The sequence below is a fragment of the Nocardioides sp. NBC_00163 genome (genome assembly GCF_045206295.1).
In the GTDB taxonomy this organism is placed as follows: domain Bacteria; phylum Actinomycetota; class Actinomycetes; order Propionibacteriales; family Nocardioidaceae; genus Nocardioides.
This window is the reverse complement of record NZ_CP108155.1, coordinates 3,985,247-4,011,539: the sequence shown is the minus strand read 5'-3', so window position 1 is coordinate 4,011,539 and position 26,293 is coordinate 3,985,247. Positions and strand designations below refer to the sequence as shown.

At 70.0% G+C, this 26,293-nt stretch carries 26 protein-coding genes; 4 read left to right on the top strand and 22 right to left on the bottom strand.

Features of this window, described 5'->3' with window-relative positions; all coding sequences use genetic code 11:
* Positions 1-66 precede the first annotated feature (66 nt).
* The 10 genes from OG801_RS19270 to OG801_RS19225 all read right to left on the bottom strand — a co-directional run bounded on the left by OG801_RS19270 (position 67) and on the right by OG801_RS19225 (position 10,141).
* A complete protein-coding gene (locus OG801_RS19270; RefSeq protein WP_406030607.1) occupies positions 67-1,806 on the bottom strand; it encodes a glycerol-3-phosphate dehydrogenase/oxidase in 1,740 nt (579 codons plus the stop codon).
* Between the two features lie 97 nt (positions 1,807-1,903).
* Entirely contained in the window at positions 1,904-2,485 is a 582-nt protein-coding gene (locus tag OG801_RS19265; RefSeq protein WP_406030605.1) for a C40 family peptidase, read from the bottom strand.
* Entirely contained in the window at positions 2,482-3,642 is a 1,161-nt protein-coding gene (locus tag OG801_RS19260; RefSeq protein ID WP_406030603.1) for a dipeptide epimerase, read from the bottom strand. The genes OG801_RS19265 and OG801_RS19260 overlap by 4 nt, the downstream gene beginning before the upstream one ends.
* Positions 3,639-4,409 carry a serine hydrolase gene (locus OG801_RS19255; RefSeq protein WP_355020750.1) on the bottom strand — a complete coding sequence of 257 codons (771 nt, stop codon included), beginning with the start codon at positions 4,407-4,409 and terminating at the stop codon, positions 3,639-3,641. The genes OG801_RS19260 and OG801_RS19255 overlap by 4 nt, the downstream gene beginning before the upstream one ends.
* A 10-nt stretch (positions 4,410-4,419) precedes the next feature.
* The gene (locus OG801_RS19250; RefSeq protein ID WP_355020749.1) at positions 4,420-5,199 is read right to left on the bottom strand and encodes an SDR family NAD(P)-dependent oxidoreductase; all 780 of its coding nucleotides are present in this window, start codon (positions 5,197-5,199) and stop codon (positions 4,420-4,422) included.
* A gap of 105 nt (positions 5,200-5,304) precedes the next feature.
* On the bottom strand, positions 5,305-6,633 hold the full coding sequence (locus tag OG801_RS19245; protein ID WP_406030601.1) for an ABC transporter substrate-binding protein: 1,329 nt from the start codon (positions 6,631-6,633) through the stop codon (positions 5,305-5,307).
* Positions 6,630-7,724, bottom strand: coding sequence for a branched-chain amino acid ABC transporter permease (locus OG801_RS19240; protein ID WP_406030599.1), 1,095 nt, complete (start codon positions 7,722-7,724; stop codon positions 6,630-6,632). The genes OG801_RS19245 and OG801_RS19240 overlap by 4 nt, the downstream gene beginning before the upstream one ends.
* 3 nt (positions 7,725-7,727) lie before the next feature.
* Positions 7,728-8,606, bottom strand: coding sequence for a branched-chain amino acid ABC transporter permease (locus tag OG801_RS19235; RefSeq protein WP_355020746.1), 879 nt, complete (start codon positions 8,604-8,606; stop codon positions 7,728-7,730).
* 12 nt (positions 8,607-8,618) lie between these two features.
* Positions 8,619-9,323: an ABC transporter ATP-binding protein gene (locus OG801_RS19230; protein ID WP_406030597.1), complete on the bottom strand. Its 705-nt coding sequence runs from the start codon at positions 9,321-9,323 to the stop codon at positions 8,619-8,621.
* Complete coding sequence (locus tag OG801_RS19225) at positions 9,323-10,141, bottom strand: ABC transporter ATP-binding protein (protein ID WP_406030595.1); 819 nt, start codon at positions 10,139-10,141, stop codon at positions 9,323-9,325. Before OG801_RS19225 ends, OG801_RS19230 begins: the two co-directional genes overlap by 1 nt.
* Before the next feature lie 155 nt (positions 10,142-10,296).
* Here OG801_RS19225 and OG801_RS19220 point away from each other — a divergent pair, with 155 nt between their 5' ends.
* Positions 10,297-11,511, top strand: a complete 1,215-nt coding sequence (locus tag OG801_RS19220; RefSeq protein WP_406030593.1) for a PucR family transcriptional regulator — start codon at positions 10,297-10,299, stop codon at positions 11,509-11,511.
* Positions 11,512-11,583: 72 nt separating this feature from the next.
* On the opposite strand, the gene OG801_RS19215 is transcribed toward OG801_RS19220, so the two are convergent.
* The 10 genes from OG801_RS19215 to OG801_RS19170 all read right to left on the bottom strand — a co-directional run bounded on the left by OG801_RS19215 (position 11,584) and on the right by OG801_RS19170 (position 21,723).
* Entirely contained in the window at positions 11,584-12,666 is a 1,083-nt protein-coding gene (locus tag OG801_RS19215) for an acyl-CoA dehydrogenase family protein (RefSeq protein ID WP_406030591.1), read from the bottom strand.
* Between the two features lie 12 nt (positions 12,667-12,678).
* The gene (locus OG801_RS19210; RefSeq protein WP_406030589.1) at positions 12,679-13,866 is read right to left on the bottom strand and encodes an acyl-CoA dehydrogenase family protein; all 1,188 of its coding nucleotides are present in this window, start codon (positions 13,864-13,866) and stop codon (positions 12,679-12,681) included.
* Positions 13,863-15,095 carry an acyl-CoA dehydrogenase family protein gene (locus OG801_RS19205; RefSeq protein WP_406030588.1) on the bottom strand — a complete coding sequence of 411 codons (1,233 nt, stop codon included), beginning with the start codon at positions 15,093-15,095 and terminating at the stop codon, positions 13,863-13,865. The genes OG801_RS19210 and OG801_RS19205 overlap by 4 nt, the downstream gene beginning before the upstream one ends.
* A gap of 3 nt (positions 15,096-15,098) precedes the next feature.
* A complete protein-coding gene (locus tag OG801_RS19200; protein ID WP_406030586.1) occupies positions 15,099-16,133 on the bottom strand; it encodes a phosphotransferase family protein in 1,035 nt (344 codons plus the stop codon).
* Positions 16,130-16,765, bottom strand: a complete 636-nt coding sequence (locus OG801_RS19195; protein ID WP_406030584.1) for an HAD family hydrolase — start codon at positions 16,763-16,765, stop codon at positions 16,130-16,132. The genes OG801_RS19200 and OG801_RS19195 overlap by 4 nt, the downstream gene beginning before the upstream one ends.
* Positions 16,762-17,745, bottom strand: coding sequence for an NADPH:quinone oxidoreductase family protein (locus tag OG801_RS19190; RefSeq protein WP_406030582.1), 984 nt, complete (start codon positions 17,743-17,745; stop codon positions 16,762-16,764). The genes OG801_RS19195 and OG801_RS19190 overlap by 4 nt, the downstream gene beginning before the upstream one ends.
* A complete protein-coding gene (locus OG801_RS19185; protein WP_406030580.1) occupies positions 17,742-18,518 on the bottom strand; it encodes an SDR family oxidoreductase in 777 nt (258 codons plus the stop codon). The genes OG801_RS19190 and OG801_RS19185 overlap by 4 nt, the downstream gene beginning before the upstream one ends.
* Complete coding sequence (locus OG801_RS19180; RefSeq protein ID WP_378819644.1) at positions 18,518-19,273, bottom strand: SDR family oxidoreductase; 756 nt, start codon at positions 19,271-19,273, stop codon at positions 18,518-18,520. The genes OG801_RS19185 and OG801_RS19180 overlap by 1 nt, the downstream gene beginning before the upstream one ends.
* 449 nt (positions 19,274-19,722) lie before the next feature.
* Positions 19,723-20,829, bottom strand: a complete 1,107-nt coding sequence (locus OG801_RS19175) for a GuaB3 family IMP dehydrogenase-related protein (protein WP_091051839.1) — start codon at positions 20,827-20,829, stop codon at positions 19,723-19,725.
* Between the two features lie 72 nt (positions 20,830-20,901).
* Positions 20,902-21,723, bottom strand: a complete 822-nt coding sequence (locus OG801_RS19170; RefSeq protein ID WP_355020734.1) for a class I SAM-dependent methyltransferase — start codon at positions 21,721-21,723, stop codon at positions 20,902-20,904.
* Positions 21,724-21,924: 201 nt separating this feature from the next.
* Between OG801_RS19170 and OG801_RS19165 the strand changes: the two genes are divergently transcribed.
* The gene (locus OG801_RS19165) at positions 21,925-22,590 is read left to right on the top strand and encodes a helix-turn-helix domain-containing protein (protein ID WP_355020733.1); all 666 of its coding nucleotides are present in this window, start codon (positions 21,925-21,927) and stop codon (positions 22,588-22,590) included.
* On the opposite strand, the gene OG801_RS19160 is transcribed toward OG801_RS19165, so the two are convergent.
* Positions 22,575-23,048 carry a DUF3224 domain-containing protein gene (locus OG801_RS19160; RefSeq protein ID WP_406030577.1) on the bottom strand — a complete coding sequence of 158 codons (474 nt, stop codon included), beginning with the start codon at positions 23,046-23,048 and terminating at the stop codon, positions 22,575-22,577. The two genes, OG801_RS19165 and OG801_RS19160, sit on opposite strands and share 16 nt — an antisense overlap.
* Before the next feature lie 63 nt (positions 23,049-23,111).
* Between OG801_RS19160 and OG801_RS19155 the strand changes: the two genes are divergently transcribed.
* Positions 23,112-23,909 (top strand): DUF6597 domain-containing transcriptional factor, encoded by a 798-nt coding sequence (locus OG801_RS19155; protein ID WP_406030575.1) that lies wholly within the window; start codon positions 23,112-23,114, stop codon positions 23,907-23,909.
* Here the strand turns inward: OG801_RS19155 and OG801_RS19150 are convergent.
* On the bottom strand, positions 23,906-24,727 hold the full coding sequence (locus OG801_RS19150; RefSeq protein WP_406030573.1) for a helix-turn-helix transcriptional regulator: 822 nt from the start codon (positions 24,725-24,727) through the stop codon (positions 23,906-23,908). The genes OG801_RS19155 and OG801_RS19150 overlap by 4 nt on opposite strands.
* 118 nt (positions 24,728-24,845) lie before the next feature.
* Here OG801_RS19150 and OG801_RS19145 point away from each other — a divergent pair, with 118 nt between their 5' ends.
* Positions 24,846-26,267, top strand: a complete 1,422-nt coding sequence (locus OG801_RS19145) for an MFS transporter (protein WP_406030571.1) — start codon at positions 24,846-24,848, stop codon at positions 26,265-26,267.
* The last annotated feature ends 26 nt before the right edge of the window (positions 26,268-26,293 follow it).

Genomic DNA, 26,293 nt, shown 5'->3' with positions numbered 1-26,293 from the left:
TTCTTCTACCTCGTCATCACCATTCCAAACATCCAGGGCAAGAATTTTACCTTCACCACAGACAGGTCAGACGAGATCCTCGACCTCTAGTCGCGCGCGGTCGGCCTCCTCGTCGGTGACCTGAAGCTGGGAGCGGCGCTCGGCCTCGATGCGACGCAAGTAGTGGTCGATCTCCTCCTTGGCGCGCTGCTCGTCCCAGCCGAGCTCGTCGGCCATGATCTTGGCGACCCCCGGGGCAGCACCCACGCCGCGGTCGAAGGTCTCCATCGAGATCCGGGTGCGGCGCTCGAGCACGTCGTCGAGGTGGCGGGCGCCCTCGTTGTTGACGGCGTAGACGACCTCGGCGGCGAGGTAGTCCTCGGCACCTTCCAGGGGCAGCGCGAGCGGGCGGCGCTCCTGGATGAGGTCGAGCACGTCGTCGATCAGGCCGCCGTGACGGCCCAGGAGGTGGTCGATCCGGGCGACGTGGAGGCCGGAGCGACGCGCGAGCAGGACGCGCTGGTTCGAGCGGGTCTCGAAGCCCTCGGCCCCGACCAGCCGCACCTTGTCGGTGATCGAGTCGCGCAGGGTCATGTTGGTGGTCGTGCCGAGCGAGTGGGCCGCGGCGTCGACGGCGTCCTTGGCCATCACCCGGTAGGTCGTCAGCTTGCCGCCGGCGATCAGCACCAGACCCGGCAGCGGCGTGACCACGGTGTGCTCGCGGCTGAGAGCGGCGGTCTGGTCGGACTCGCCGGTCAGCAGCGGGCGGAGCCCGGCGTACACGCCCTCGACGTCCTCGAGGTCGAGCGGCACGCGGAGGATCGCGTTGACGTGCTCCAGTACGTACTCGATGTCGGTCTTGGAGGCCGCCGGGTGGGCGAGGTCGTAGGTCCACGGGGTGTCGGTGGTGCCGATGATCCAGTGGCGGCCCCACGGGATCACGAAGAGGACCGACTTCTCGGTGCGGACGATGAAACCCGACTCGGAGCGGATCCGGTCGCGCGGGACGACGAGGTGGATGCCCTTGGACGCCTTGACGTGCAGGGCGCCGCGGCCACCGACCATCGCCTGGATCTCGTCGGTCCACACCCCGGCGGCGTTGACGACCGTCTTGGCCCGGATGACCAGGTCCTGGTCGTGCTCGAGGTCGCGGGCTCGGACCCCGACGACCCGCTCGCCCTCGCGCAGGAACCCGGTCACCTGGACCCGGGTCGCGATGTGGGCGCCGTGGGAGGCGGCGGTGCGGGCGATCGTCATGACCAGGCGGGCGTCGTCGACCTGGGCGTCGTAGTACTGGATCGCGCCGGTGATCGCGTCGGTGCGGAAGTCGGGAGCGATCCGGGCGACGCCTCTGCGGGTGAGGTGGCGGTGGCGCGGCAGGCCGGAGTTGCCCATCCCGGAGAGCGGCCCGAAGCTCGCCATCCCGTCGTAGAGCGCCAGGCCGGCACCGATGTAGGCGCGCTCCCACACCGGGTTGGTCAGCGGGTAGAGGAACGGCACCGGCCGGACCAGGTGAGGCGCGAGAGTGTTGAGCAGGAGGCCACGCTCCTGGAGCGCCTCGCGAACCAGCTCGAAGTCGAGCATCTCGAGGTAGCGGAGTCCGCCGTGGACGAGCTTCGAGCTTCGCGAGCTCGTTCCCGAGGCCAGGTCGCGCTGCTCCACCAGCCCCGTGCTCAGGCCTCTGGTGACCGCGTCCAGCGCCACGCCGGCGCCGGTCACACCTCCACCGACGACGAGTACGTCGAGCTCGGTCTCCCCCGCGGCACCGACCATCGTGCCGATCGCGAGGTCGCGGCTGTGTGGACTCAGTGCCCCTGTGCGAGTCATACGTTCGAAGTTAACTCACCACGTCGAATTGTCACTTCTGGCGCGCGAGAATTCACCGGCGCCGACTGATAAGTCACGCAGCCGTCACAGACGGGCTTCACAGACGGGCAGCGCTGACGAGGGTGGTGAGGCGGTCGGGAGGCATCGGCTCCTCGACGACGACCATCTTGTCGCCATCGGCGTGGATCATCGGACGTACGCCTTCAGGCTCGGGTGGCGCGGTGGCGATGGCCACGTGGGTGATGCGGCCGCTGGGGTCCTGGGCGAAGAAGTAGAGGTCGCCTTCCGTGACGTCGTCGAGGTCGATCGGCTCGAGCGCGGCGGCCTGGTCGCGGGCGTCTCGCGGAAGGCGTATGCCGATCGCCTCCGCGGCTCGGAAGATCAGCCCGGAGCAGTCGATGCCGGCGTCGGTGGTGCCGCCCCAGACGTAGGGGACGCCGAGATAGCTCCGAGCCTTGCTCAGCAGGGTGGCCACCGGCTCGGCGAGGGCGGCCGTCGGCAGCCAGCCGGGATAGCCCCGCTCGTCCTTCGTCGAGGAGTGCGAGGGGACGACGACGTACGTCCAGTCCCCCTGCGTCTTCAGGACGACGATCTCCTCGCCGGGGACGACCTCGGTCTCGTGCTCGGCGTCGTCGGCGGGCTCGGCGACGACGAAGGTGGGCTGGTTCACGGTGGTCACGAGAGGACTCCTTCGATGCCGAGGCCGGGGGCGTCGGGGAACAGGATGCGGGGGCCGTCGTAGCCGATGCCACCGATATACGGACTGGTCTTCGCCCACCAGCCCGCGTCGAGATCCTGCTGGCCGGGGATGCCGGCCGCCGCGACCAGGGCCGCGGCCGCGCCGATGCCGAGGTGCGACTCCATCATGCAGCCGACGAGGCGTCCCAGGCCGTGGCGCTTCGCGATCTCCAGCAGCTCGATCGCGGGCGTCAGCCCGCCGCACTTGGCCAGCTTGATGTTGACCGCATCCGCCGCGCCGGCCCGGATGACGTCGACGAGGTCCTCGAGGTCGAAGACCGACTCGTCGGCCAGGATCTTGTAGGGCTGGTGACGCCGGACGTACGCCATCGCCTCCAGGTCCCGCCGGGCGACCGGCTGCTCGACGAACTCGAGCTCGACATCCTCGTCGGCCAGGGTCGTCAGCACCGCCACCGCCTCGTCCGCACGCCAGCCGGTGTTGGCGTCGAGCCGGAGTACGCACCCCGGCGCCGCCTCGCGGACTGCGAGCACCCGCTCGGCATCGCCCGCGGCATCGGTCCCGACCTTGATCTTGAGCGTCGTGAACCCGTCTCGCGCTCGGGCCGCCGCCGCTTCTGCCAGCTCGTCGGGGGTTCCTACGGAGAGGGTGATGTCGGTGGTGAGGTGCGTTGGAATACCCGGTTCACCGGGTATTCCTGCACTTCTCTGGCGTTGCATTGCCCGAGAAGTGCAGGAAGTGCCTGAGCGGTGTGACGCATGGGACGTCAGATGCTCGGTCATCGAAACCCCTGCCCGCCGGGCGACGAGGTCGTGCAGCGCGATGTCGGCGGCCATCTTGGCCGAGCGGTTGCCGACGACCGCGCCCCCAATCAGGCCCGCCGAGGTCAGATCGGCAGCGGCACCGATCAGCACGTCGGAGACGGGCCCGTCGAGCGCCGCGGAGGATCCAGCGAGCGAGTCGCCGGTGACCCTCCAGACCTGCGGCGCTTCACCCCACCCGACGCAACCGTCGGAGTCCTCGACGGTGACGACGACCGTCTCCGCGAACTCCGTACGCCGCAGAGCGGTCACGAACGGGGTGTGCAGCGGCACCCGGACACGCTGGGTGCGCACCGCGACGATGCGCGGAGAAGTCACAGGGTCGACCACAGATAGCGCGCGACCTCGCTGATCCGGAACTCCGACTCGTCGTCGTCCAAGCCGGTCGTGAGCACGACCATCACCTGCGGTTCACCCTCGGCGGGCCGGATGATCGCCATGTCGTGGCGTACGCCGTCGATCCAGCCGGTCTTGTTGCCGACCACCGCGTCCTCGGGCACGCCGAGCGGGATCGCGTCGCGATACTCCTGGGCGACCAGGATCCCCTCCAGCTCGGCGGTCGACTCGGGCGACAGCAGCCGGCCGGAGGCGAGCTTGGTGAGCAGCTTGCCCATGTCGTTGGCGGTCACCAGGTTCTGCAGCCCGGCCTCACGCGCGGGCGCGTCCTCGATCCCCCGCGAGACCGTCGTCATCGGCGTCACGCCAGCGTCGGCGAGCACTGCGGCGACCGCCTCGAGCCCGACCCGCTCGAGCACGAGGTTGACGGCCAGGTTGCCGGAGACGGTCAGGGAGCGGCGTACGAGATCACCCAGCGGCAGCGGAGACCCGACCGCCGCCCAGGTGTCGGGGTCCTGGTCCTCGGCCGGGTCCATCTCGAAACGCGACCCGACGACGGCGGAGTCGAAGTCGGGATGCACCGCGATCGGCTCGTCCAGCGACAGCAGCCCGCGGTCGCGCAGCCGATAGGCGGCGATCGCGACGGGCACCTTCATCAGGCTCGCCGCATAGTGCTGCTGGTTGACGTTCTGGGCCTGGGTCGGGATGCCGTCGAGGCCGCTGAGCCAGGTCGAGACCAAAGGTTCCACGTCGGTGAGACTAGTCGGTCCGGTCGAGCTCCTGACGGATACGGTTCACGTCGTCGATCCAGGCGTCGACGTCCGAGGCGCGCGTGGCGTACTCCTCGGCCACGTCGGGCTCGAGCGAGATCCAGAACTGCGAGCCCTGCCCGGCATCCCAGACGGCGTCGGCGACCTCCTCAGCGGTGAGCGCGCCCTCGGCCGACCGGAAACCCGGGAGTCCGGAGGAGCGCTCGAGCATCGCCGTCTTCACGCTGCGCGCGACGATCGCCTGAGCGACCACGCCCTGGTGCCGGTAGGTGGCGGCGAGCCACTCGGCGAAGGCGATCTCGGCGTGCTCGGTGGCCGCGTAGGAGGGCGAGCCGAGCAGCGTGAGGAGACCCGCGGAGGAGGAGGTGACCACGAACCGGCCAGCACCGCGGGCGACCCACTCGGGCAGCAGCAGCCGCGCGGCACGTACGTGGGCGAGGACGTTGACCTCGTACGAGGTCATCCAGGCATGGTCGGAGGCCTCGAGGCCGCGGCCGCGCTCGACTCCCGCGTTGCCGTACCAGGCGTCGATCTTGCCGAGCTCCTCCCGGGCAGCGTCCACGAGCGCCGCGGTGCCGGCGGCCGAGGCGGCGTCGCCGGGAACCGCAAGGGCACCGATCGAGTCGGCCACCGAGCGGAGCTCGGCGTCGTCGATGTCGGCAACGACGACGCGACACCCCTCCGCTGCGAACCGCATGGCCAGGGCCTTCCCGATCCCTCGGGCTGCTCCGGTCACAACCACCCCGCTCCCGGGTGCGAGTACGTTCACGGACCGACCACCTCCAGTGGCGTTAGTGAGGGTTAATCACTGTAACCGAGGCCGGTCCGTGAACGTGCGGCAACCTACTGATCAGTACCGATCACTCGGCCCATCTCATTCGGGCAGCCCCGACGAGGGCGGGGCGTCCGAGGCGGCGCTGTCGTCCTCCTCGATGGGGGCGTCGCCGATGTCGGTGACGAGGACCGGCGTGAGCGGCTCCGAGGCACCGTTCTTGATCTCGACCACGCTCATCCCGGAGATGCCCATGTGGGAGTCCTCGGAGAACCGGAACGGCGCCATCCCGGGCCCTTCGAAGGAGGAACCCTCCTTCTCGATGGTCTCCACGATCGACTCGCGGGTGAGGTCCTTGCCGTTGGCCTGCAGCGCCTGGACGAAGGTGTAGGCCTGCGACATGCCGTAGATCCGGTAGTTGGTCAGCTTCTCCGAGCCCTTCTTGGAGTACTCGTCCCAGACCTTCTGCCAGAGCTTGACCCACTCGTCCTCAGGAGCGTCGACGCCCGGGATGTACTCGGTCGTCATCATCCCGTCCATCAGCTTCACACCCTGCTCGGCCGGGATCTTGCCCTTGGTCATCGAGGCCAGCAGCCCGCCGACGAGCGACGGGTCCGAGCCGACGTTCGAGTAGAACCACTTCGACTTGAAGCCGACGCCCTGCGCGGCGATCTGGCTCAGCGCCGTGTAGGACGGCGTGTTGAAGCCGATCACCAGATCGACGCCCTTGGACTTGAACGAGGACATCTGCGGGGAGAAGTCGGTCGACCCACCCGGCGTGTACTTCTGTACGTCGACGATCTGGGCGTCGAGGAACTGACGCGCACCCTTCTCGCCGTCCTCGCCGAAGTCGTCGTCCTGCAGGAAGAGGCCGACCTTGGCGTCGGGCAAGTTCTCCTTGACGTACTGACCGATGACCTTGCCCTCGATCTCGTAGTCCGGCTGCCAGCCGAACGTCATCGGCGAGCCGGACGGGTCGTCGCCCCACTGCAGCGAGCCGCTGGAGACGAACAGGTCGGGGATGCCGTCGTCGTTGAGGCGCTGTACGACCGCGCGGTGCGTGGGGGTGCCGAGGCCGCCGACCATCGCGAAGATCTCGTCCTGCAGGATCATGTCGTTGGTGACGGCGCTGGTGTTGGTCGGGTTGTAGGCGTCGTCCTTGACGACCATCTCGATGTCTCGGCCGTGGACGCCACCGTTGTCGTTGACGTACTCATAGAACGCCTGATGGCCGGAGGGGATCTCCGAGTAGCCGGGTGCGGCCGGGCCGGTCAGCGGGAAGTGCGCACCGACCTTGATCGAGCTGTCGGTGACGCCGACCGCCGACCCGTCCTCGGACGGCCTCTCCTGCCCCGCGCCACAGGCAGCGAGGAGCGAGGCAGTGGTGAGGACACAGACGACCTGTACGGCTCTGCGTGCAGTGCTTCTCATGTTGTCTTCTCCTTGGTTTGCCCGAGAGATGAGGTGAGGGATGTGCGCGCCAGGAACGAGCGCAGGCTGCCGACGATCCCCGCCGGAGCGAGGAGGATGACGAGCATCAGCACCAGCCCGTAGACCACCGGGGTGACCTCCGCGGCCTGGGTTGCGCTGAGCCCGACCGACTCCCCGAGATCGGTGGCGAAGTGAGGAAGAAAGGCGAGTACGCCGGCCCCGATGAGCGCTCCGGTCAGGCTGCCCAGCCCGCCCAGGACGACCGCGGCCAGCAGCGTCAGCGAGAGCGTGATCGTGAACGCGCCCGGCGCCGTGAGACGTACGTTCATGGCCATCAGACCACCCGCGAGCCCGGCAGCCATGGCGCTGACGGTGAAGGCGACCACGCGGGCGCGGCCCAGGTGGATGCCGGCCAGCTCTGCGGAGACGTCGTCGTCCCGCACCGCGCGCCAGCGACGACCGATCCGCGAGCGGCTCAGGTTCGCGAGCGCCACGAAGGTGATCGCGAGGAGCAGCCAGCCGAGGTAGGCGAGGAACGAGTACTGGTCGATCTCGACGGCGGTGAAGAACCAGACCAGGTCCTGGATCAAAGCCGGGAGGTCGGTCGCGCGGGGCACCGGCACCTGAAGCCCCTGCTCGCCGCCGAGGACCTCCCACTGGTTCGCCAGCCGGGGCACCGCCACGGCCAGTGTCAGGGTCGCGCCGGCGATGTAGGGCCCGTGCAGCCGCGCCGCCGGGACCCCGACCATCACCCCGACCACGGCACAGACCGCGATCGCGACGAGCAGGGCGACGAAGACGTCGGCCAGGGTCTCGCCACCGGTGCGCTCGAGCACCAGGGTGGCGGCGTACGCCCCGACGGCCATGAGCGCGCCGTGGCCCAGCGAGAGCTGGCCGGAGAGCCCTGTCAGGAGCGTGAGACCGCCGGCGGCGATGGCGAAGTACGCCATCTCGGCATAGCGGGTCTGCAGATATTGGCTGGAGCTGCCGATGACCGCCATCGCCACCACGAAGGCGATCAGGGCCACGATGAAGTGCCGTGCCAGGGGCACCGAGGTCACCGGACGGACGAGTGAACGCAGACGTTCCATGGGTCAGACCCTCCTGGCCGCAGCGGCCGCGAAGAGGCCGCTGGGACGTACCAGCAGCACCACCATCAGAATCCCGAGCGCGACGAGCGGCGCCAGGTGCTCACCGACGTAGCCGGTGACGTAGGAGAGCGAGAGCCCGAGGATCAGGCCGCCGATCACCGACCCGAGCGGCGAGTCGAGGCCGCCCAGCACGGCGGCGATGAAGCCGTAGATCACGAACGGGTCCATGAACGCCGGGTTCACCAGGTCGCCGCCGGCGATGAGCATCCCGGCCACCGCGCCCACGGCTGCGGCGAGCGCCCAGCCGAGGGTGAGCATGCGCCCGACGCGTACACCCAGGAGCCGGGAGACCTCGCCGTTGAACGCGGCTGCCCGCATCCGCAGCCCCAGGTCGGTGAAGCGGAAGAGGACCACGAGCCCGGCCATCACGAGAGCGACCACGACGATCGTCAGGATGCCGAACGGGGTGATCCCGATCGAGGCGTCCCCCACGTTGATCGCGTTGGTGCTGACCGGGGCCGGGAAGCCGCGGTGCTGGACGCCGAAGGTGATCGCGGTCAAGCCGTGGAGCACCATGAACAGCCCGAGGGTGAGGATCACCGCGTTGAGCTCGGCCTTGCCTTCGACCGGGCGGATGATCACCCGCTCGATCACGGCGCCGAGCCCGAACCCGGCGGCGATCGCGGCCATGAAGGCGACCCAGTAGGGCACGTCGGCGTTGATCAGCGAGAGCGCGATGTAGGTGGTCACCATCGCCATCGCCGCCTGGGCGAAGTTGACGATCCGGGTCGAGCGCCAGATCAGGCACAGGGCGAGGGCGAACGCGGCGTAGACCGCGCCCAGGACCAGCCCTCCGAGGGTGGTGTCGAGAAACTGCTGCATGTCTGCTTCTCCTCAGAACCCGAGATAGGCGTGGCGGAGCTGCTCGTCGGCGGCCAGCTCGGCGGCCGGCGCCGAGGCGACGACCTTGCCGAGGTTGAGCACGACTCCGTGGTCAGCGATGGACAGGGCACTGCGGGCGTTCTGCTCGACCAGGACGACGGTCAGCTCCTCGGTCTGCACCAGTCCGCGGAGCAGGTCGAAGATCTGGGCCACCACCCGGGGCGCGAGCCCCAGGGAGGGCTCGTCGAGCAGGAGTACGGACGGTCGCGCCATCAGCGCGCGGCCGATGACGAGCATCTGCCGCTCACCGCCCGAGAGCATGTGGGCGGTGGCCTCGCGGCGCTCGCCCAGGCGCGGGAAGAGCTCGAAGACCCGCTCGATCGGCATCGGCTCGGAGCCGGTCGCACGGTGCAGCCCGCCGAGCCGGAGGTTCTCGGTGACGGTCAGCTCGGCGATCACGCCACGCCCCTCCGGGACGTGGGAGAGGCCGTACGAGGTCAGTTTCTCGGTCGCGGTGCGCGTGATGTCCTTGCCGTTCAGCGTCACGCTTCCCTTGCTGGACTTCACCAGGCCGGAAACGGTGCGCAGCAGCGTGGTCTTGCCGGCGCCGTTGGCGCCCAGGACGGCGGTGACCTGGCCTCTCGACGCGGTGAAGGTGACGCCGTTGAGCGCCTTGACAGGTCCGTACGCAGCGCTCAGATCCTCGACGGCGAACATCAGGCCTCCTCGGCAACAGTCAGTGCGTGGACTTCGGCGTCGTCGTCGTGCTCGACCTGGTCGCCCAGGTAGGCGGCGAGGACGGCCGGGTCGTTGCGGATCTCGTCGGGTGAACCGGCGGCGATGACGCGGCCGAAGTCGAGCACGGTGATCCGGTGGCAGACCGACATCACCAGGTCCATGTGGTGCTCGACGAGCATCACGGCGGTGCGTTCGGTCAGGCCGGTGATGATCTCGCCGAGCTCGGTCATCTCCTCGGCGCTCAGTCCGCTGGCGGGCTCGTCGAGGAGCAGCAGCTCCGGCTCGGCCACCAGGGCGCGCGCGAGCGCGACCTTCTTCCGGATCGGGTACGGCAGGCTGCCCGGGTAGCGGGCGGCGTACGACTCGATCCCGAGCTCGCCGAGCACCTCCCGCGCCTTGGCGGCCAGCCGGGCGTCGTCGCGGTGGCCGAGCCCGAGCAGCCCGCGTACGAAGCCGGCACGGGCGAGACGGTCGGCGCCGACCATCACGTTGTCGAGCACCGTCATCCGCTCGAAGAGCCCGAGCCCCTGCAGGGTCCGGGCGATGCCGTGGCCGGCGAGCTGGTGCGGGCGGAGGTCGTGGATCGTCTCGCCACGCAGACGGAGCTCGCCCTCGGCGGGGCTGACGAAGCCGCACACGACGTTGAACAATGTGGTCTTGCCGGCACCGTTGGGGCCGATGACGCCGAGCACCTCGTGGGGCGCGACCTCCAAGGAGACGTCCTCGAGGGCGCGTACGCCCCCGAACCGGACCGAGACCCCCTCGACCGCGAACAGCGGCGGGTCTTCGCCAGGCATCTGCATCATGCTCCCTTCGCCTATGTGACGGCTCTCACTTTGGACTCTCCGCACAAGTGGGGATATGGGCAGTGCGCACAAAATCTTTCGGGCGCTCCGACTGAGATTCCCTGGTTTGCTGGCGGATGCGGCAGCAGGCGTGGGACGCTCCGCACATGGCTGTGACGAGTGACACATCTCCCGACGCGGAACTCCGTCCGCTGGTGGAGCGTGCCTGGGCCTCGCTGGTGAGCCAGGCGGACGCGATCGCCGACGACATCACGCTGACCCTGATCGCGATCCAGCCGGAGTGGCACCAGAACGCCGACCCGTCGGTGCGGGCCGACCTGCGCTCCAGCACCCGGGAGCACGTACGCCGCGGCATCCGGGCCATGGCCGGAATGACCCCGGGAGCCAATCCGGTCGACCTGTGGCGCGACACCGGGCGGCGACGCGCGCGGCAGGGCGTACCTCTGGAGTACTGCCTCAACGCCTACACCGTCGGCACCCGGATGCTGTGGGAGGCGATGGTCCACCAGCAGGAGGAGCTCGGGATCGACGACCGAGTGATGGTGCTCGCCGGGCGCCAGGTGTGGACCGACCTGGACGTGCAGAACTCGGTCATGTCGGGGGCCTACCGGAAGGAGGCGGCGCTGCTGCAGCGTCGCGACCTGCAGCTCCAGGGCCGGCTTCTCGACGGGCTCGCCGAGGGTCGCGGTGGCGACCCCGCGTTCGCCGCCGAGGTGCAGGACATCCTCGGGGTCGCCGCCGACGCGCGGATGGCCTGCGTGGTCGCGGCCTTCGACGGCAACCGCGACTCACCGCTGCGCAACCCCGACGACCGGCTGGAGAAGGCCGGTCTGGTGTCGTTCTGGCACGTACGCGGCGACCACCACTTCGGGCTGGTCCCGTTGGGGTCTCGCCCGGTCGCAGAGGCCGTCGCTGATCTGGTCGAGCAGCTCGCCTGCTGCAACTCGGGCCGGGTCGGGATCGCCACCGCCGACGACCTCGGCGGCTTCGGCACCGCCTTCCAGCTCGCCACGCACACGGTCGAGACGGTGCCGCGAGGGCGTACGGACATCGCGGTCGTCGACGACCGTCTGCCTCAGGTGCTGCTGACCGCCTCGCCCGCAGTCTCCCACCTGCTCGTACGCCGCACCCTCGGCCCGATCCTGGCGCAGCCGTCGCATCAGTCCGACGTGCTGCTGGCGACGCTCCGCGCCCTCATCGCGCACGGCGGCTCCCCCACCCACGCCGCCGAGGACCTGATCTGCCACCGCAACACGGTCATCTACCGCGTCAAGCAGATCCAGGACCTCACCGCGAAGAGCATCTCCGACCCCCGCGACCGCCTCCTGTTCGCGCTCGCTCTGATGGCCCTGGAGAAGTAGCCGAGACGTCGCCCGCGTCGGCCGAGTTGGCACCGTGGTGCCCACTCGGCCGACCGGCGTGACGGCTCGGCATCAGATGTCGACCAGGGCCCCCAGACGGTCGCGATGGAGGCCGGGGAGGCCGTACGCGATCTGGTCGGCCTTGGCTCGCTTCAGGTAGAGGTGGGCGGGGTGCTCCCAGGTCATGCCGATGCCGCCGTGCAGCTGCACCGCCTCCTCGGCCGCGGTGACGGCCAGGTCACCGCAGTACGCGGCGGCGACATGGGTCGCGATCTCGGTCTCCTTCGCGTCTCCGAGAGCCAGCGCCCCGGCCGCGTAGCGCGCAGCCGCGCCGGCTCCTTCGACGCTGGTGTAGAGGTCGGCGAGCCGGTGCTTGAGCGCCTGGTAACCACCGACGATCCGGCCGAACTGCCGCCGGACCTTCAGATACTCCACCGTCGTGGTCAGGCACCACTGCGCCACCCCGACCTGCTCGGAGGCCATCAGCGCGGCCCCGGCCAGCAGACCGGAACGTACGGCGTCGGCACCGTGCTCGGCCGCGACGACCACCTCTCCGGCAACCGGGTCGAGGGTGACATCGGCGAGCTGGCGGGTCATGTCGAGCGAGCTCACCGGGGCGATCGTCGCCCGGTCCGCGGGGACGGCTCGGACCTCGATGCCGTCAAGCGTCCTCACGGGCACCAGGAGCGTGTCCGCCTCCAGGGCGCCGGCGACCGACCGGATCTCGGTCTCGACGGGCTCCAACGGCTGGACGGTCGTGGTCGCGAGCGACACGGCCAGGGCCGCGGTCCGCTCCCCCGACGCCAGTCCGGCCAGCAGCTCCGCACCGGCCTCGGTGGGCCCGGCCAGCAGGACCGAGGTCGCGACGACGGAGCTGGCCAGGAACGGCACCGGGGCAACCGCCCGGCCCAGCTCCTCGAGGACCACGGCGGCCTCACGGGCGGATGCCCCGGCACCACCGTACGACTCCGGGATCAGCAGCCCCGCGAGCCCGAGCTCGCTGGCGAGCCCCTTCCACAGGACCGGGGTGAGCGTGCTGTCCCCGTCGTACGCCTTGACCACGTCGGCCGGCGAGCAGTGCTCGGCCAGGAACGACCTGACCGTGGCACGCAGGTCGGCATCGAGCTCGTTGTCGAGCAGTTCGACATCACTCATCGTGGACTCCGTTCATCGGGGGATGGCCTTCCAGGAAACGTCCTTGTCGACCCGGTGCTCCCCGGGCAGACCGAGGACTCGCTCGGCCACGATGTTGCGCAGGATCTCCGAGGTGCCGCCCTCGATGGAGTTGCCCTTGGCGCGCAGGTAGCGATAGACGGCGTCGCGGCCGCCGAAGTCGACGTGCTCGGGCCGGACCATAGCCCAGCCGTCGCCGTCCTCGTAGCGAAGGCCCTCCTCGCCGCGCAGCTCCAGATCGAGCCCGGTGAGCTGCTGGTTGACCTTGGCGAAGGTCAGCTTCATCGCCGACCCCTCGGGCCCGGGCTGGCCGACGGCCAGCTTCTGCCGCAGCCGTGCCCCGGTGAGCCGGGCCACCTCCGACTCGACCCACAGCCTCAAGAGCCGGTCGCGCAGCTCCGGGGTGTGGTTCTCCGGATGCGTACGCCACGACTCGGCGACCACGCCGAGCATCCCGCCCTCGCGGGGCATGGCGGCGCCACCGATGGCGACACGCTCGTTGTTGAGGGTGGCGTTGGCGACCTCCCATCCCTGCCCGACCGCGCCGAGGCGGTGAGCGTCGGGGATCCGCACATCGGTCAGGAAGACCTCGTTGAACTCCGCCTCACCGGTGATCTGGCGCAGCGGCCGCACCTCGACCCCCGGATCGTGCATATCGCACAAGAAGTAGGTCAGACCGCGATGTTTCGGGACGTCCGGATCGGTGCGGGCGACGAGGATCGCAAAGTCGGCGTTGTGGGCGCCCGAGGTCCACACCTTCTGCCCGTTGACGACCCACTCGTCACCGTCGAGGACCGCTCGCGTCGCCAGGCCGGCGAGGTCGGAGCCGGCGCCGGGCTCGGAGAAGAGCTGGCACCAGATCTCCTCGCCGCACCACAGCGGCTCCAGGAAGCGAGACTTCTGCTCCGGGGTGCCGTAGGCCAGGATCGTCGGCGCGGCCATGCCGAGCCCGATCCCGTTGCGTCGCGGGTTGTTGTCGGGGGCGCCGGCCGCCTCGAAGAGGTCGGACACCAGCGGTTGCAGGGCGCGGGAGGCGCCGAGACCACCGTGGCCCTCGGGGAACGCGACCCACGCCAGCCCGGCCTGGTAGCGGGCGTGCAGGAAGGCGCTCGGCTCGGTCGTCGCGACCGGGTGCTCGGCCAGGAACTCCTCGACGCGACCCCGCAGCTCCTCGGGAGTCACTGCCGTCCCTCTCGCCGCGCCGCCTGCTTGCGCAGCTCGGCCTTGGCCAGGGCGTTCTTGTGCACCTCGTCGGGGCCGTCGGCGAACCGCAGCGTGCGGATGCCGGCGTAGGACTTGGCCAGCGGGAAGTCCTGGGAGAGACCGCCGGCACCGTGGGCCTGGATCGCCTTGTCGAGGATCCACTGGACGGTCGCCGGGGTGGCGATCTTGATCGCCTGGATCTCGGTGTGGGCGCCCTTGTTGCCGACCGTGTCCATCAGCCAGGCGGTCTTGAGGACGAGGAGCCGCAGCTGCTCGATCCGCACTCGCGACTCGGCGATCCAGTCACGGATCACGCCCTGCTCGGAGAGCGGCTTGCCGAAGGCGACCCGCTCCTCGACGCGGGCACACATCAGCTCGATCGCCCGCTCGGCCAGGCCGATGGAGCGCATGCAGTGGTGGATGCGACCGGGGCCCAGACGGGCCTGCGCGATCGCGAACCCCATGCCCTCGGTGCCGATGAGATTGCCCGCCGGGACGCGTACGTCGGAGAAGATCAGCTCGGCGTGGCCGCCGTGGTCGTGGTCGTCGTAGCCGAAGACCTCCATGCCGCGCTTGATCGTGAGGCCCGGGGTGTCGCGGGGCACCAGGATCATCGACTGCTGCTTGTGGCGCTCGGCGGACGGGTCGGTCTTGCCCATCACGATGAGGATCTTGGCGTTCGGGTTCATCGCGCCGGTGATCCACCACTTGCGGCCGTTGATGACGTACTCGTCGCCGTCGAGCGCGATCGAGGTCTCGATGTTGGTCGCGTCGGAGGAGGCCACGGCCGGCTCGGTCATCGCGAAGGCGCTGCGGATCTGCCCCTCCAGGAGCGGCTCCAGCCACTCCTTCTGCTGCGCCTCGTTGCCGAAGTCGTGCAGGACCTCCATGTTGCCCGTGTCGGGCGCGGCACAGTTGAACGCGGCCGGCGCGAGGTGGCTGCGGCCGGTGATCTCGGCCAGCGGGGCGTACTGCAGGTTGGTCAGGCCAGCTCCACCCTCACCGGGCAGGAAGAGGTTCCACAGGCCGCGCTTGCGGGCCTCGGCGCGGATCTCGCCGAGTACCGGGACGCTGTCCCAGGCCCACTTGTCGTCCTGGGCCGCGAGCTGCTCGGAGAAGACGGCCTCGTTGGGCTCGACGTACGTCTTCTGGAAGTCCCATACCGAGGCGACGAGCTCCTCGGTCCTGGCGTCGGGTGCGAAATCCATCAGTCAGTTCTCCTTCATTGCAGACAGTCCCATGTCCAGGAGCGGGTGGATCCCGTCCCCGATCTTGTCGAATCCGGGCCCTACGGTCTGGCCCTTGAGGTAGCGGTAGTGGATCCCCTCGAGGATCGCGGCGAGCTTGTAGGCGGCGAGCCCGAGGTAGAAGCCGAACTCGGTCAGGTCGCGCGGGCTGGCGGCGTCGTAGCGGGCGATGATCTCGTCCTCGGAGAGCCAGCCGGGTGCGTTGCTGACGTCGGTCACGGTGCCGTCGCCGGAGACCGTGGCCATCCGCTGGTAGGTCAGCAGGATCGCCAGGTCGGTGACCGGGTCGCCGAGCGTGGCCATCTCCCAGTCGACGACGGCCTTGATCTGGTCGTCGGCGGAGGTCAGCACGTTGTCGAGCCGGTAGTCACCGTGCACGATCCCCGGCCCGGTCGAGGCGGCCTCGGCTGCGCCCACCCGCGCCTCCAGCAGCGCGTGGAGCTCGTCCGCTGCGGGGAGATCGCGGGAGTACGACGCCTCGAGCTGCTTCTTCCAGCGCCTGACCTGGCGCGACAGGAACCCCTCGGGGCGGCCGAACTCGCTCAGCCCGACCGCTGCCGGGTCGACCGCGTGCAGCGAGGCCATCACGTCGATGAGCTGCTCCGAGATCGCCCTGGTCCGCTCGGCGCCGAGCGGCTCGAGCTCGCGGGCGTAGCGGTAGGGCCGGCCGTCGACCTTCTCCATCACGTAGAACGGCGCCCCGAGCACCTCCTCGTCGTCGCAGAACGCGTAGGTGAGCGGCACCGGTACGTCGGTGTCGCGCAGCGCGGTGATCACCGTGTGCTCACGCTTCATGTCGTGCGCGGTGGCGAGCACGTGCCCCAGCGGCGGGCGCCGGACGATCCACTCGTGGGTGCCGTCGGAGACGGCGTACGTCAGGTTGGACTTGCCTCCGGAGATGTGGGTCGCGCTCAGCTCTTCTCCGGCGCCTGTCACGTTCTTGGCCAGCCAGGGGCCGAGCCGGTCCAGATCGAGTCCGGGCAGCGATTCGGTCGTCACGCGGCACCTCCGAGTGCGGGAATCATTCGGGCGAGCGCTGCACGGGTGCTCGCCGGGTCTGTGTGCAGCAGTGCGTCGAGACCGACCGCCCGGGCGCCGAGGACGTTGGGCTCCGCGTCGTCGATGAAGAGGCACTCCTCGGCCGAGAGACCGAGCCTGCTCAGGGTGCGGTCGAAGATCGGTGCCTCCGGCTTCCGCATCGCGACCTCCTCGGAGATCACCACCACCTCGAACAGCGCGTCGACCTGCTTGCGAGGGTAGAAGTTGCCCCAGCTGTTGGAGAGCAGGGCGAGCCGGATCCCGGCGTCGCGGAGCTCCTCGGCCAGCGCGAACATCTCCGGGTTGGGCCGCATCCCGGCGAAGAGCCGGGACAGGACGCCGTTGGGCTCGACCGGGCTACCGTCGTACGTCTCCAGGCGAGCGGCCAGAAGCGTGTCGAACTCCTTGACCGAGAGCTCGCCGAGCTCGAGGCGGTGGATCGGGGTGCCGGCGTCGGCGTAGCGGCCCAGCCACTCCTTGAGTACCTTCGTGAAGCTCTCCGGCTTGATGCCGTCAGCCTCCAGCCAGGTTCGGATCGAGTCGCCGATGGGCGTGGTCAGCACCCCGCCGTAGTCGAAGATGACAGCCTTCATGCGACGTACACGACCCGTCCGACGGTGGTGCCGTCTGCAAGACGCTGTACGCCGTCGGCCACCTCGTCCAGGGACAGCTCCTCGCTGACCAGCGGCTTGATCTTGCCTTCGTCCGCCATCCGGGTGAGCTCGCGGTGGCACTCGGCGACGAGATCGGGCGCGAGCGCGTTGTAGAGGCCCCAGTGGAGCCCGACGATCGAGTAGTTCTTGATCAGCGAGTGGTTGAGCGCTGCCTCCTGGATGCGCCCGCCGGCGAAGCCGATGATCAGGATCCGGCCCTCGAAGGCGATGCACTTGGTGGAGCGGTCGTAGGTGTCGCCACCGACCGGGTCGTAGATCACGTCGGCGCCCTTGCCGCCGGTGACCTCCTTGACCACCTTGACGAAGTCCTCGGTGTGGCGGTCGATCACGACATCCGCGCCGAGCTGCTTGGCGACCGCGGCCTTCTCCGGACCGCCGACGACGCCGATCACGGTCGCCCCGGCGGCCTTGCCGAGCTGGATCGCGGCGCTGCCGACCCCGCCGGCCGCGGCGTGCACGAGCAGCGTCTCGCCGGGCTGGATGTGGGCGCGGCGGTGGAGCGCGAACCAGCCGGTCTGGTAGCCGATGTAGAGGCTCGACGCCTCGGCGTCGGTGAGCGCCTCCGGAGCCGGGAACGTGGTCGCGGCGTCCATCAGCGCGAGCTCGCCGAAGCCGCCGTACGGCAGCGATCCGCCGCCGATCACGCGGTCCCCGACCTGGAATCCGTCCACGCTCTCGCCGAGCGCGACGACCTCACCGCACAGCTCGACGCCCGCGGTGAACGGCAGCTCGGGCTTGACCTGGTAGAGACCTCGGGCCATCAGGACATCCGGGAAGTTGGCGGGGCTGGCCAGCACCTTCACGACGAGCTGTCCGGCCGCGGGGGTCGGGTCGGGCACCTCCTCGAGCCGCATCACGTCCTTGGGCTCGCCGAGCGAGCCGATCCGCCACGCCTTCATACCTGTCCTTCCACGTGCTGCCAGAGTCGATTCATCCCACCGAGCCACTTGTCGGTCTGCGTCGCCCGTGCGGCGTAGTAGTCGCCCACCTCCGGGTGCGGCAGCACCAGGAAACGGTCATCGGCCGTCGCCTCCCAGGCCGCGTCGGCGACCTGCTCGGGCGTCAGCGCTCCGTCGCGGCTGAGCAGGCCGGCCATCGGTCCCGACCGCTCGAGCATCCCGGTCTGTACGCCCTGTGGGCAGATCGCCTGGACGACGATCCCGTGATGGCGGTACGTCGCCGAGAGCCACTCCGCGAAGGCGACCGCGGCGTGCTTGGTGACCGAGTACGTCGGCGTACCGACCATCATCAGCAGCCCTGCCGCGCTCGCCGTCACCACGTAGCGACCGTTCTTCCGCTCGACCCAGTCGGGGACGAGGAGCCGCGCCGCCCGGACGTGGGCCATCACGTTGACCTCGTGCGACGCCTGCCAGTCCTCCTCGGGACAGTCCAGGCCGATGCCGCGGTCGATGCCGGCATTTCCGTACCACGCGTCGATCTGGCCGAGGTGGTCCTTCGCCGTCTCGACGAGGCGAGCCACGCCCTCGACCGAGGCCGCGTCACCGGCCACCGGGTGGGCGCCGATCTCCTTGGCCGTCTCGGTCAGGCGTACGTCGTCGATGTCGTTGACCACGACGCGGACGCCCTCGGCGACGAGGCGGGCGGCGAGGGCACGGCCGATCCCGCCCGCGGCGCCGGTGACGACGGCGGTGCTGCCTGGAGCCGGGGCCATCAGACGCGTCCGCCGGCGAGGGTGAGGCCGCCGTCGACCGTGACGAGCTGGCCCGTCATCCAGCCGGCGTCCTCGGAGAGGAGGAACGAGGCGACGCCGGCGATGTCCTCGGGGGTTCCGAGGCGCTTGAGCGGGTACGCCGCCGAGACCTCCTGCTCGCGGCCCTCGTAGAGGAGCTCGGCGAACTTGGTCTTCACCACGGCCGGGAGGATCGCGTTGACGCGTACCTTCGGGCCGAGCTCGACCGACAGCTCCTGGGTGATGTAGCTGAGCATCGCCTTGCTCGCGCCGTACGTCGCGATCAGGGGCGTCGGGGCCAGGCCGGCCACCGAGGAGATGTTGACGATCGCGCCGCCGTGCTCGGACATCCACTCCCGCCAGACCTGCTGGGTCCAGCCGATCGGCGAGAGGCAGTTGACCTCGACGGTCTTGCGGGCCGACTCGCGGTCCATGTCGATCAGGCCGCCGGCCTTCGGGTTGATGCCGGCGTTGTTGACCAGCAGGTCGGCGCTGCCGAAGGTGTCGATCGCAGCCTTGACGACCTCCTCCTGGTGGCCAGGGTCGTCGGCCTTGCCGGCGATGCCGAGGGCGACCTCTTTGCCCCCGAGCCCCTCGACCGCCTCCGCGAGCGCCTCGGGCTTGCGCGCCGTGATGACGACCTTCGCCCCCTCGTCCACCAGCCGCTGGGCGATGCCCAGACCGATGCCCCGGCTGGCCCCGGTGATGATCGCCGTACGTCCCTCGAACCTCGACATGCTCATTCCCTCGTGTGCTCGGCTAATCTAAGCGCTTGCTTAGGTGGTGACAGCGGTCACTCTACGGGGTCGCCCAAGAACATGGAAGGTCGGCGTCCAAGCAATGCCGAGAAGTCAGGTACGTCGGCCGAGGCGTCGCGTACGTCGGCCGAGACGTCACTTGTGCCGGTCGAGTTCGCACCGTCGTGACCACTCGGCTTGCAGAAGTGACGCCTCGGCAGGCGCGGGTTCGGGGTCGCCGGGCGGGGCAGAATCCCGCCATGGCGGGGATCTGCGGTGCCCGGACGCGACTAACCCCCACATTTTCCCGCCATGGCGGGAAATTGCGCCGACCCCGGGCGGTCAGCCGACCACTCAAGCACTGCCGAAAACGCAGTTGTGGGTGACGAAACGACAGTTTCGTCACCCACAACTGCGGATTCGGCTCGCCAGAACCGAGGACTCGATCGTCAGCCGACGACGACCTCGATCCGCTGGAACTCCTTGAGGTCGGTGTAGCCGGTGGTGGCCATGGCGCGCTTGAGGGCGCCGACGAGGTTCATGGTGCCGTTGGCGACGTGCGAAGGACCGAAGAGGACCTCCTCGAAGGTGCCGACGGGCTCGAAGGCGACGCGCTCGCCGCGGGGCAGGTCGGCGTGGTGGGCCTCGTTGCCCCAGTGGAATCCCTTGCCGGGGGCGTCGGTGGCACGAGCGAAAGGCGATCCGACCATGACCGCGTCGGCACCGCAGGCGATCGCCTTGGCGATGTCGCCGGAGCGGCCGACGGCGCCGTCAGCGATGACGTGGACGTAGCGGCCGCCGGACTCGTCGAGGTAGTCGCGGCGCGCGGCGGCGACGTCGGCCACAGCGGAGGCCATCGGCACTGCCACGCCGAGCACGGTCCGGGTCGTGTGCGCCGCACCGCCGCCGAAGCCGACCAGGACGCCGGCCGCGCCGGTGCGCATCAGGTGCAATGCCGCCTGGTAGGTCGCGCACCCGCCCACGATCACCGGCACGTCGAGCTCGTAGATGAACTCCTTGAGGTTGAGCGGCTCGGCCTGCGAGGAGACGTGCTCGGCCGAGACCGTGGTGCCGCGGATGACGAAGAGGTCGACGCCGGCGTCGACGACGGCCTTGGCGAACTCCTTCGTACGCTGCGGGGACAGCGCCCCGGCCACGGTGACGCCTGAGGCGCGCACCTCACGCAGCCGCTCGGTGATCAGCTCGGCCCGGATCGGGGCCTCGTAGATCTCCTGCAGACGCCGGGTGGCGTCGACACCGCTCAGCTCGGCCAGCTCGTCGAGGAGCGGCTGCGGGTCGTCGTACCGGGTCCAGACACCCTCGAGGTTGAGCACCCCGAGGCCGCCGAGCTTGCCCATCGCGATCGCGGTCGAGGGCGACATCACCGAGTCCATCGGCGCCGCGATCAGCGGGATGTCGAAGCGGTAGGCGTCGATCTGCCAGTCGGTGCTCACCTCGGTGGTGTCACGGGTGCGCCGGGACGGCACGATCGCCACGTCGTCGAAGGCGTACGCCCGTCGTGCTCGCTTGGCCCGGCCGATCTCGATCTCAGTCACATGACGGATTGTTCCACGGGACCGGATCGAGATCGGAAAGGCCACACGCACCGAGCCACACGCACGACCGGGCTAGCTACGCACCGCGGTCAGCAGCAGGTACTCCCACTTCATCACCCCGGCCGTGACGTAGCGGTCCCCCAGCTCGGCGAGCGCGGCGTCCAGCTCCGCCGTCCGCGCGGCGTCCTCGGCGATCCCGCGATAGGCGACGATCGTCGGCCCGTAGCAGGCCTTGAAGAAGTCACGGAACTCCGCGCCGGTCTCGAACGAGTCGATGGCGACCATCCGCTTCTCGGCCTGGACGGAGGTCACCTGGTCGCCCAGCAGGCCGCGTACGTGGGTCTCGTCGCCCCATCGCGGCGGCGGCTGCGCGCCCTCGGGCGGAGGCGGCATGAACGGCTTCATCGTCGCGAACATCTGGCCGATGAAGCCCTCCGGCGTCCAGCTGACCAGGCCGATCCGGCCACCCGGCCGTACGACCCGGAGCAGCTCGGCCGCGGCCTTCTCGTGGAACGGCGCGAACATGATCCCGACGCAGGACATGGCGACGTCGAAAGCGGCGTCGTCGAACGGCAGCGCCTCGGCATCGGCGACGCGCCACGTGATCGAGTCGGCAGCTGTCTCGCCCGATGCTCGGGCCTGTCCGATCTCGAGCAGCTCGGGTGACAGGTCGCTAGCGGTCACGTCCGCCCCCGCGAGAGCAGCTGGGATGGCGGCGTTCCCGGTGCCGGCGGCGATGTCGAGTACGCGGTCGCCCGACCCGATCTCGCAGGCCTCGACGATCACCTGGCCGAGCTCGGGGATGAGCTCGTCGGCGACCCGGGCATAGTTCCCGAGGCCCCACATCGCACGGTGGCGGGCCTTCAGGTCTGGCTGGACGGGTGCTGCGGTCATGGCTTCCTCCACGGACGTCTGACCCGAGAGGAGATCTGGAGCCTCCAGCATCGCCCCCGCGCCGCGGCCTCGGATAGTTCCTTATCTGTACTTGCCGCCCGCCACCGATAGCGGTCTACTGAACAGACAGGGATCTCGGGCTGCACAAGGGGAGGCGGTCCAATGGCGGGGTACGGCCAGTTCTGTCCGATGGCGAAAGCCATGGAAGTGCTCGACGAGCGGTGGACGCTGCTCGTCGTACGCGAGCTTCTGCTCGGCAGCACCCACTTCAACGAGCTGCGCCGAGGTGTGCCCAAGATGTCGCCCGCCCTGCTCTCCAAGCGCCTGCGGACCCTGGAGCGCGCGGGCATCATCCAGCGCCGCGGCGAGGGGCAGCGGACCTCCTACCACCTCACCGCCAGCGGCCAGGAGCTCGCCACGGTCGTCACCGCACTCAACGAGTGGGGTGCGCGCTGGGTCGGCTCGCTGGGCCAGGCCGACCTCGATCCCCACCTGCTCCTGTGGGACATGCGCCGCACGATCCCGATCGACGTGTGGCCGGAGCAGCGCACCGTGGTCGAGTTCCGGCTCACCGACGTCGACCCGAAGGTCGCCCGCTGGTGGCTGATGGTGGCCGCCGACCAGGCCGAGGTCTGCGACTTCGACCCCGGGTTCGAGGTCGACGCGCGCCTCACCGCCAGTCTGCGTACGCTCACCGAGATCTGGCGCGGCGACCTCGCCTGGCCGATGGCGCTCCGCGCCGAGATGGTCACCATCGCCGCCGCCCAGGAGGTACGCCACGCCCTGCCCTCCTGGCTCGGCCAGTCCTCCGCCGCCCGCGTCCCCCGCCCCCGGGTCGACGCGGGACGAGTTCAGCTCCAGTCGTAGGAGAGGACGAAGCCGTACGCCTCGCCGCCACCCTCCTCGGAGAGGACCATGTCGGCCTCGCCGACGAGGCCTTCGAGGCCGCCGGTGCCGAGGCCGGGGACGACGGTGAGGTGGGAACGGACGGTGGCGTCGGCGTACGTCCCGCTGATCCGCCACACGCACGAGCCCTCCTGCCCGGCGATGGAGCCGGTGAACTGCTCGTACGCCTCGAAGACCGCGCCGCCGGCGGGGTTGCCGTAGGCGCCGATCATCCGCGCGACGCCCGTGCCCTGGATCTCGCCGGCGTAGGTGTAGTCGGTCTCGGCGGTGGTCAGGCCGCGATGGGGGATGTAGACGTCGTCGCCCATCTTGGTGCCTTCGCCGTCGATGTCGACGTAGGCCGCCTCGTGCCAGCGCGCGACGGTCATCGTGGTGCTCGCCTTGTTGCCGTAGGTCTTGTCAGTGCTCTGTTCGGTCATGGGTCCAGCCTGCTCCGGGAGCAGGGACGCGGGATTGAAGGAACGCGCCATATCGTTGGCGGCATGGCCGACGACACCGAGGGCAGGGGCTATCCCGACGCGATCGTGCGCCCGGTGACGGCGGCCCGGACGATCACCACCGAGCGGTTCGCGGTTTCGTCAGCGCTCGCGGGACACGTCGACTACCACTGGTACGTCGGCTGGGAGCTCGAGCACCCGCACGACCAGCAGGTCATCCCGCAGCCGAGGATCCACGTCGCCGCCGAGGACGGTCGGCTGCTGGTGCACGGGATCGGCCGCAAGCCGTTCACGCGGCACCTGACCGGCCGGGGCCACACGCTCGGCGTCTCGTTCCTGCCCGGCCTCTTCCGCCCGGTCCTCGGCAGCCGGGTCAGCGCGATCGCCGACCAGGTCGTCCCGGCCCAGGACCTGCTCGGCGTCGACGACCGGCCGGCGGCCGACCGGATCCTCACCTCGACGGACCCGGCGCAGATGGCCGCCGCGATGGAGTCCTACCTCCTGGAGGTCGGCCTCCCCACGGACCCGGTCGCCGAGGACGTACGCCGCTGGGCGACCCTCGCCGAGGACGACCGCTCGATCACCCGGGCCGAGCAGCTCGCCGACCGTGCCGGCGTGAGTCTGCGGTCGCTGCAGCGCCTGTTCAGCGAGTACGTCGGGATCGGCCCGAAGTGGGTCGTGCAGCGGTTCCGCGTGCTCGAGGTCGCCGCCCGCGCCCACTCCGGTGAGGTCGACTGGGCCGCGGTCGCCGCGGAGCTGGACTTCAGCGACCAGGCCCACCTGGTGCGTACGTTCCGAGACGTCGTCGGCGCTCCCCCGGCGACCTACGCCAAGGACCTCTAGCGCGCGAGGAGCTCGAGGGCGTCGGCGGCCGGGCTGCCGGGCTCGGCGTGGTAGAGGCACATCCGGTGGCTGGTCTCGGGCATCACCGGCGCCTCGTACTCGAGGTCGAACCGCCCGACGAGCGGGTGCTGGAACTTCTTGACGCCGTAGCCGCAGTCGTTGACCGGGTGCTGCGCCCACAGCTCGGCGAACTCGTCGCTCTTCTGGGTCAGCTCGCCGACCAGGCAGCTGAGCAGGTGGTCGGCGGGGTGGAGACCGGAGGAGTAGCGGAGGAACCCGACGTGGGAGTAGGCGGTGGCGGCCTGCTCCACCCACAGGTCGCGACCCCCGGGCTCCAGGAAGAACCGCCGGGTCAGGTTGGGTCGGTTCTCGACGTCCTCGGGCTGCTTGAAGGGCAGCTCCGGCGCGATCAGCAGGTGACCGAGCCGGTTCCAGGCGAGCACGTCGTTGCGATGGTCGATCAGGAGCGCCGGCCCGGGCGCGGAGCGGATCAGGCGTACGGTGCTCGGCCGCGGCCGCTCGACGCGGTAGCGGGCCGGCGCGGCGGTCTCGGGGCGCGCCAGGCGACGCAGGTGGTCGTGCTCCTCCGCACTCAGCCGCAGCGCCCGGGCGAGCGAGTCGATCACCGAGTCGGAGGCGTTGTGGTGGTCGGCCTGCTCGAGCCGGGTGTAGTAGGTCGGCGAGACGCCGGCCAGCATCGCCAGCTCCTCACGCCTCAGCCCTGGGACACGGCGGGCGCCGTAGGACACCAGCCCGGCGTCCTCGGGACTGATCGCCGCCCGGCGGCTGCGCAGGAACTCTCCGAGCTCGGTCGTCATGATTCCTATAGTGCCGCCGGCCGGCGATTTCTTCCTGACCCTGTCAGTGACAGGCACGCGGGTGGGTGGCAGGACAGGTGTCTGGCTGGCGTACGTCATCTGCCAGAGCGTTGGTGTCATGACCCTCACTACTCAGGCCGAGCCCGTACGCCCGGCCGCCATGACCCGCGGACAGCTGCTGGTGCTCCTGCTGCTGCTCGCCTCCCAGTTCACCCTCACCGTCGACTTCTCGATCCTCAACGTGGCGCTGCCGACCGTCGGTGCCAGCCTCGGCTTCGCCGAGGCCGACGTGCAGTGGATCGCGACCGCGTTCGCTCTGTGCGCGGCCGGGTTCACGCTGCTCTTCGGCCGGATCGGCGACTACGTCGGCCGACGGCGGGTCTTCCTGATCGGCATGGTCGCGCTGGGCGCCGCCTCCCTGCTCGGCGGGGTCGCCACCTCTCCCGAGCTGCTGCTCACTGCCCGGGTCGCCCAGGGTCTCGCGACCGCCGCGGTCACCCCGGCGGCGCTCTCCTTGCTCACCGTCTCCTTCCCGGAGGGGCCGCTGCGTCAGCGCGCCCTGGGGCTGAACAGCGTGGTGATGTCGACCGGGTTCACCGCCGGGGCGGTGCTGGGTGGCGTACTCACCGATCTGCTCTCGTGGCGCTGGGCGTTCCTGGTCAACGTGCCGATCGCGTTGCTGGTGGTCGCCGTCGCGCCGTTCGTGCTGCGTGACTCCGCCGACCGGGAGCGGTCGCGGCTCGACCTCCCGGGTGCTGTGCTGGTGACGTCCGGGCTGCTCGCGCTGGTCTACGGCGCGACCCGCCTGGGTGAGGCCGGCATCGCCGACGTGTGGGGGCTGGCCGCGATCGGCATCGCGGTGGTGCTGCTGGTCGCGTTCTGGCGGGCCGAATCCACGCACCCGCACCCGCTGGTGCCGCTGCACATCCTCACCCGGCGCACCATCGGCTTCGGCAACATCGCCGGCTTCGCGACCTTCGCCTTCGAGTCGTCGCTGGTCTTCGTGCTGACGATGTATCTGCAGCACGTCCTCGGCCTGGACGCTCTGCAGACCGGGCTGATGCTCGTCGCGATGGGGGCCGGGGCGATCATCGGCGGATCCGTCGGCTCGCGGGTGATCGAGGCCTTCGGCGTACGCAACACCGTGGCGGGCGGGCTCGCGATCCAGGCGGTCACCACCGGCGCACTCGTGCTGATCGGGCCCTCGGTCGGCTGGCTGTGGTTCATCGGCCTGATGAACTTCATCGGCGCCATCGGGCACGTCGCCGCGATCGTCGGTTTCATGGTCGCGGCGACCTCCGGACTCCCCGACCACGAGCAGGGCCTGGCCACCGGGTTGGCGATGATGACCCAGCAGGTCGCGATCGCGCTCGGCATCCCGATCATGTCCACCGTCGCCACCGCCGCCGGCGGAGTCGCCTCGCTCGGTGCTCTCCAGGTGGCGATCGCGGTCAACGCGGTCCTCGTCCTGGTCGCGGCGCTGCTCGTGGCCGTCGGACTGCCCCGGGCGCGGTCCATCCTCCGAAACTCTCCACACTAAGTTGATGAAGTCAGTAGACTTTTACT

Coding starts and splice junctions, on each gene's coding strand:
- OG801_RS19170 (WP_355020734.1), bottom strand. CDS start 21,723: ATGACCGCAGCACCCGTCCAGCCAGACCTGAAGGCCCGCCACCGTGCG.
- OG801_RS19235 (WP_355020746.1), bottom strand. CDS start 8,606: ATGCAGCAGTTTCTCGACACCACCCTCGGAGGGCTGGTCCTGGGCGCG.
- OG801_RS19150 (WP_406030573.1), bottom strand. CDS start 24,727: ATGACGACCGAGCTCGGAGAGTTCCTGCGCAGCCGCCGGGCGGCGATC.
- OG801_RS19245 (WP_406030601.1), bottom strand. CDS start 6,633: ATGAGAAGCACTGCACGCAGAGCCGTACAGGTCGTCTGTGTCCTCACC.
- OG801_RS19270 (WP_406030607.1), bottom strand. CDS start 1,806: ATGACTCGCACAGGGGCACTGAGTCCACACAGCCGCGACCTCGCGATC.
- OG801_RS19155 (WP_406030575.1), top strand. CDS start 23,112: ATGGCCGACGACACCGAGGGCAGGGGCTATCCCGACGCGATCGTGCGC.
- OG801_RS19225 (WP_406030595.1), bottom strand. CDS start 10,141: ATGCCTGGCGAAGACCCGCCGCTGTTCGCGGTCGAGGGGGTCTCGGTC.
- OG801_RS19230 (WP_406030597.1), bottom strand. CDS start 9,323: ATGTTCGCCGTCGAGGATCTGAGCGCTGCGTACGGACCTGTCAAGGCG.
- OG801_RS19185 (WP_406030580.1), bottom strand. CDS start 18,518: ATGGCCCCGGCTCCAGGCAGCACCGCCGTCGTCACCGGCGCCGCGGGC.
- OG801_RS19190 (WP_406030582.1), bottom strand. CDS start 17,745: ATGAAGGCGTGGCGGATCGGCTCGCTCGGCGAGCCCAAGGACGTGATG.
- OG801_RS19180 (WP_378819644.1), bottom strand. CDS start 19,273: ATGTCGAGGTTCGAGGGACGTACGGCGATCATCACCGGGGCCAGCCGG.
- OG801_RS19160 (WP_406030577.1), bottom strand. CDS start 23,048: ATGACCGAACAGAGCACTGACAAGACCTACGGCAACAAGGCGAGCACC.
- OG801_RS19195 (WP_406030584.1), bottom strand. CDS start 16,765: ATGAAGGCTGTCATCTTCGACTACGGCGGGGTGCTGACCACGCCCATC.
- OG801_RS19145 (WP_406030571.1), top strand. CDS start 24,846: ATGACCCTCACTACTCAGGCCGAGCCCGTACGCCCGGCCGCCATGACC.
- OG801_RS19240 (WP_406030599.1), bottom strand. CDS start 7,724: ATGGAACGTCTGCGTTCACTCGTCCGTCCGGTGACCTCGGTGCCCCTG.
- OG801_RS19205 (WP_406030588.1), bottom strand. CDS start 15,095: ATGGATTTCGCACCCGACGCCAGGACCGAGGAGCTCGTCGCCTCGGTA.
- OG801_RS19215 (WP_406030591.1), bottom strand. CDS start 12,666: ATGAGTGATGTCGAACTGCTCGACAACGAGCTCGATGCCGACCTGCGT.
- OG801_RS19220 (WP_406030593.1), top strand. CDS start 10,297: ATGGCTGTGACGAGTGACACATCTCCCGACGCGGAACTCCGTCCGCTG.
- OG801_RS19165 (WP_355020733.1), top strand. CDS start 21,925: ATGGAAGTGCTCGACGAGCGGTGGACGCTGCTCGTCGTACGCGAGCTT.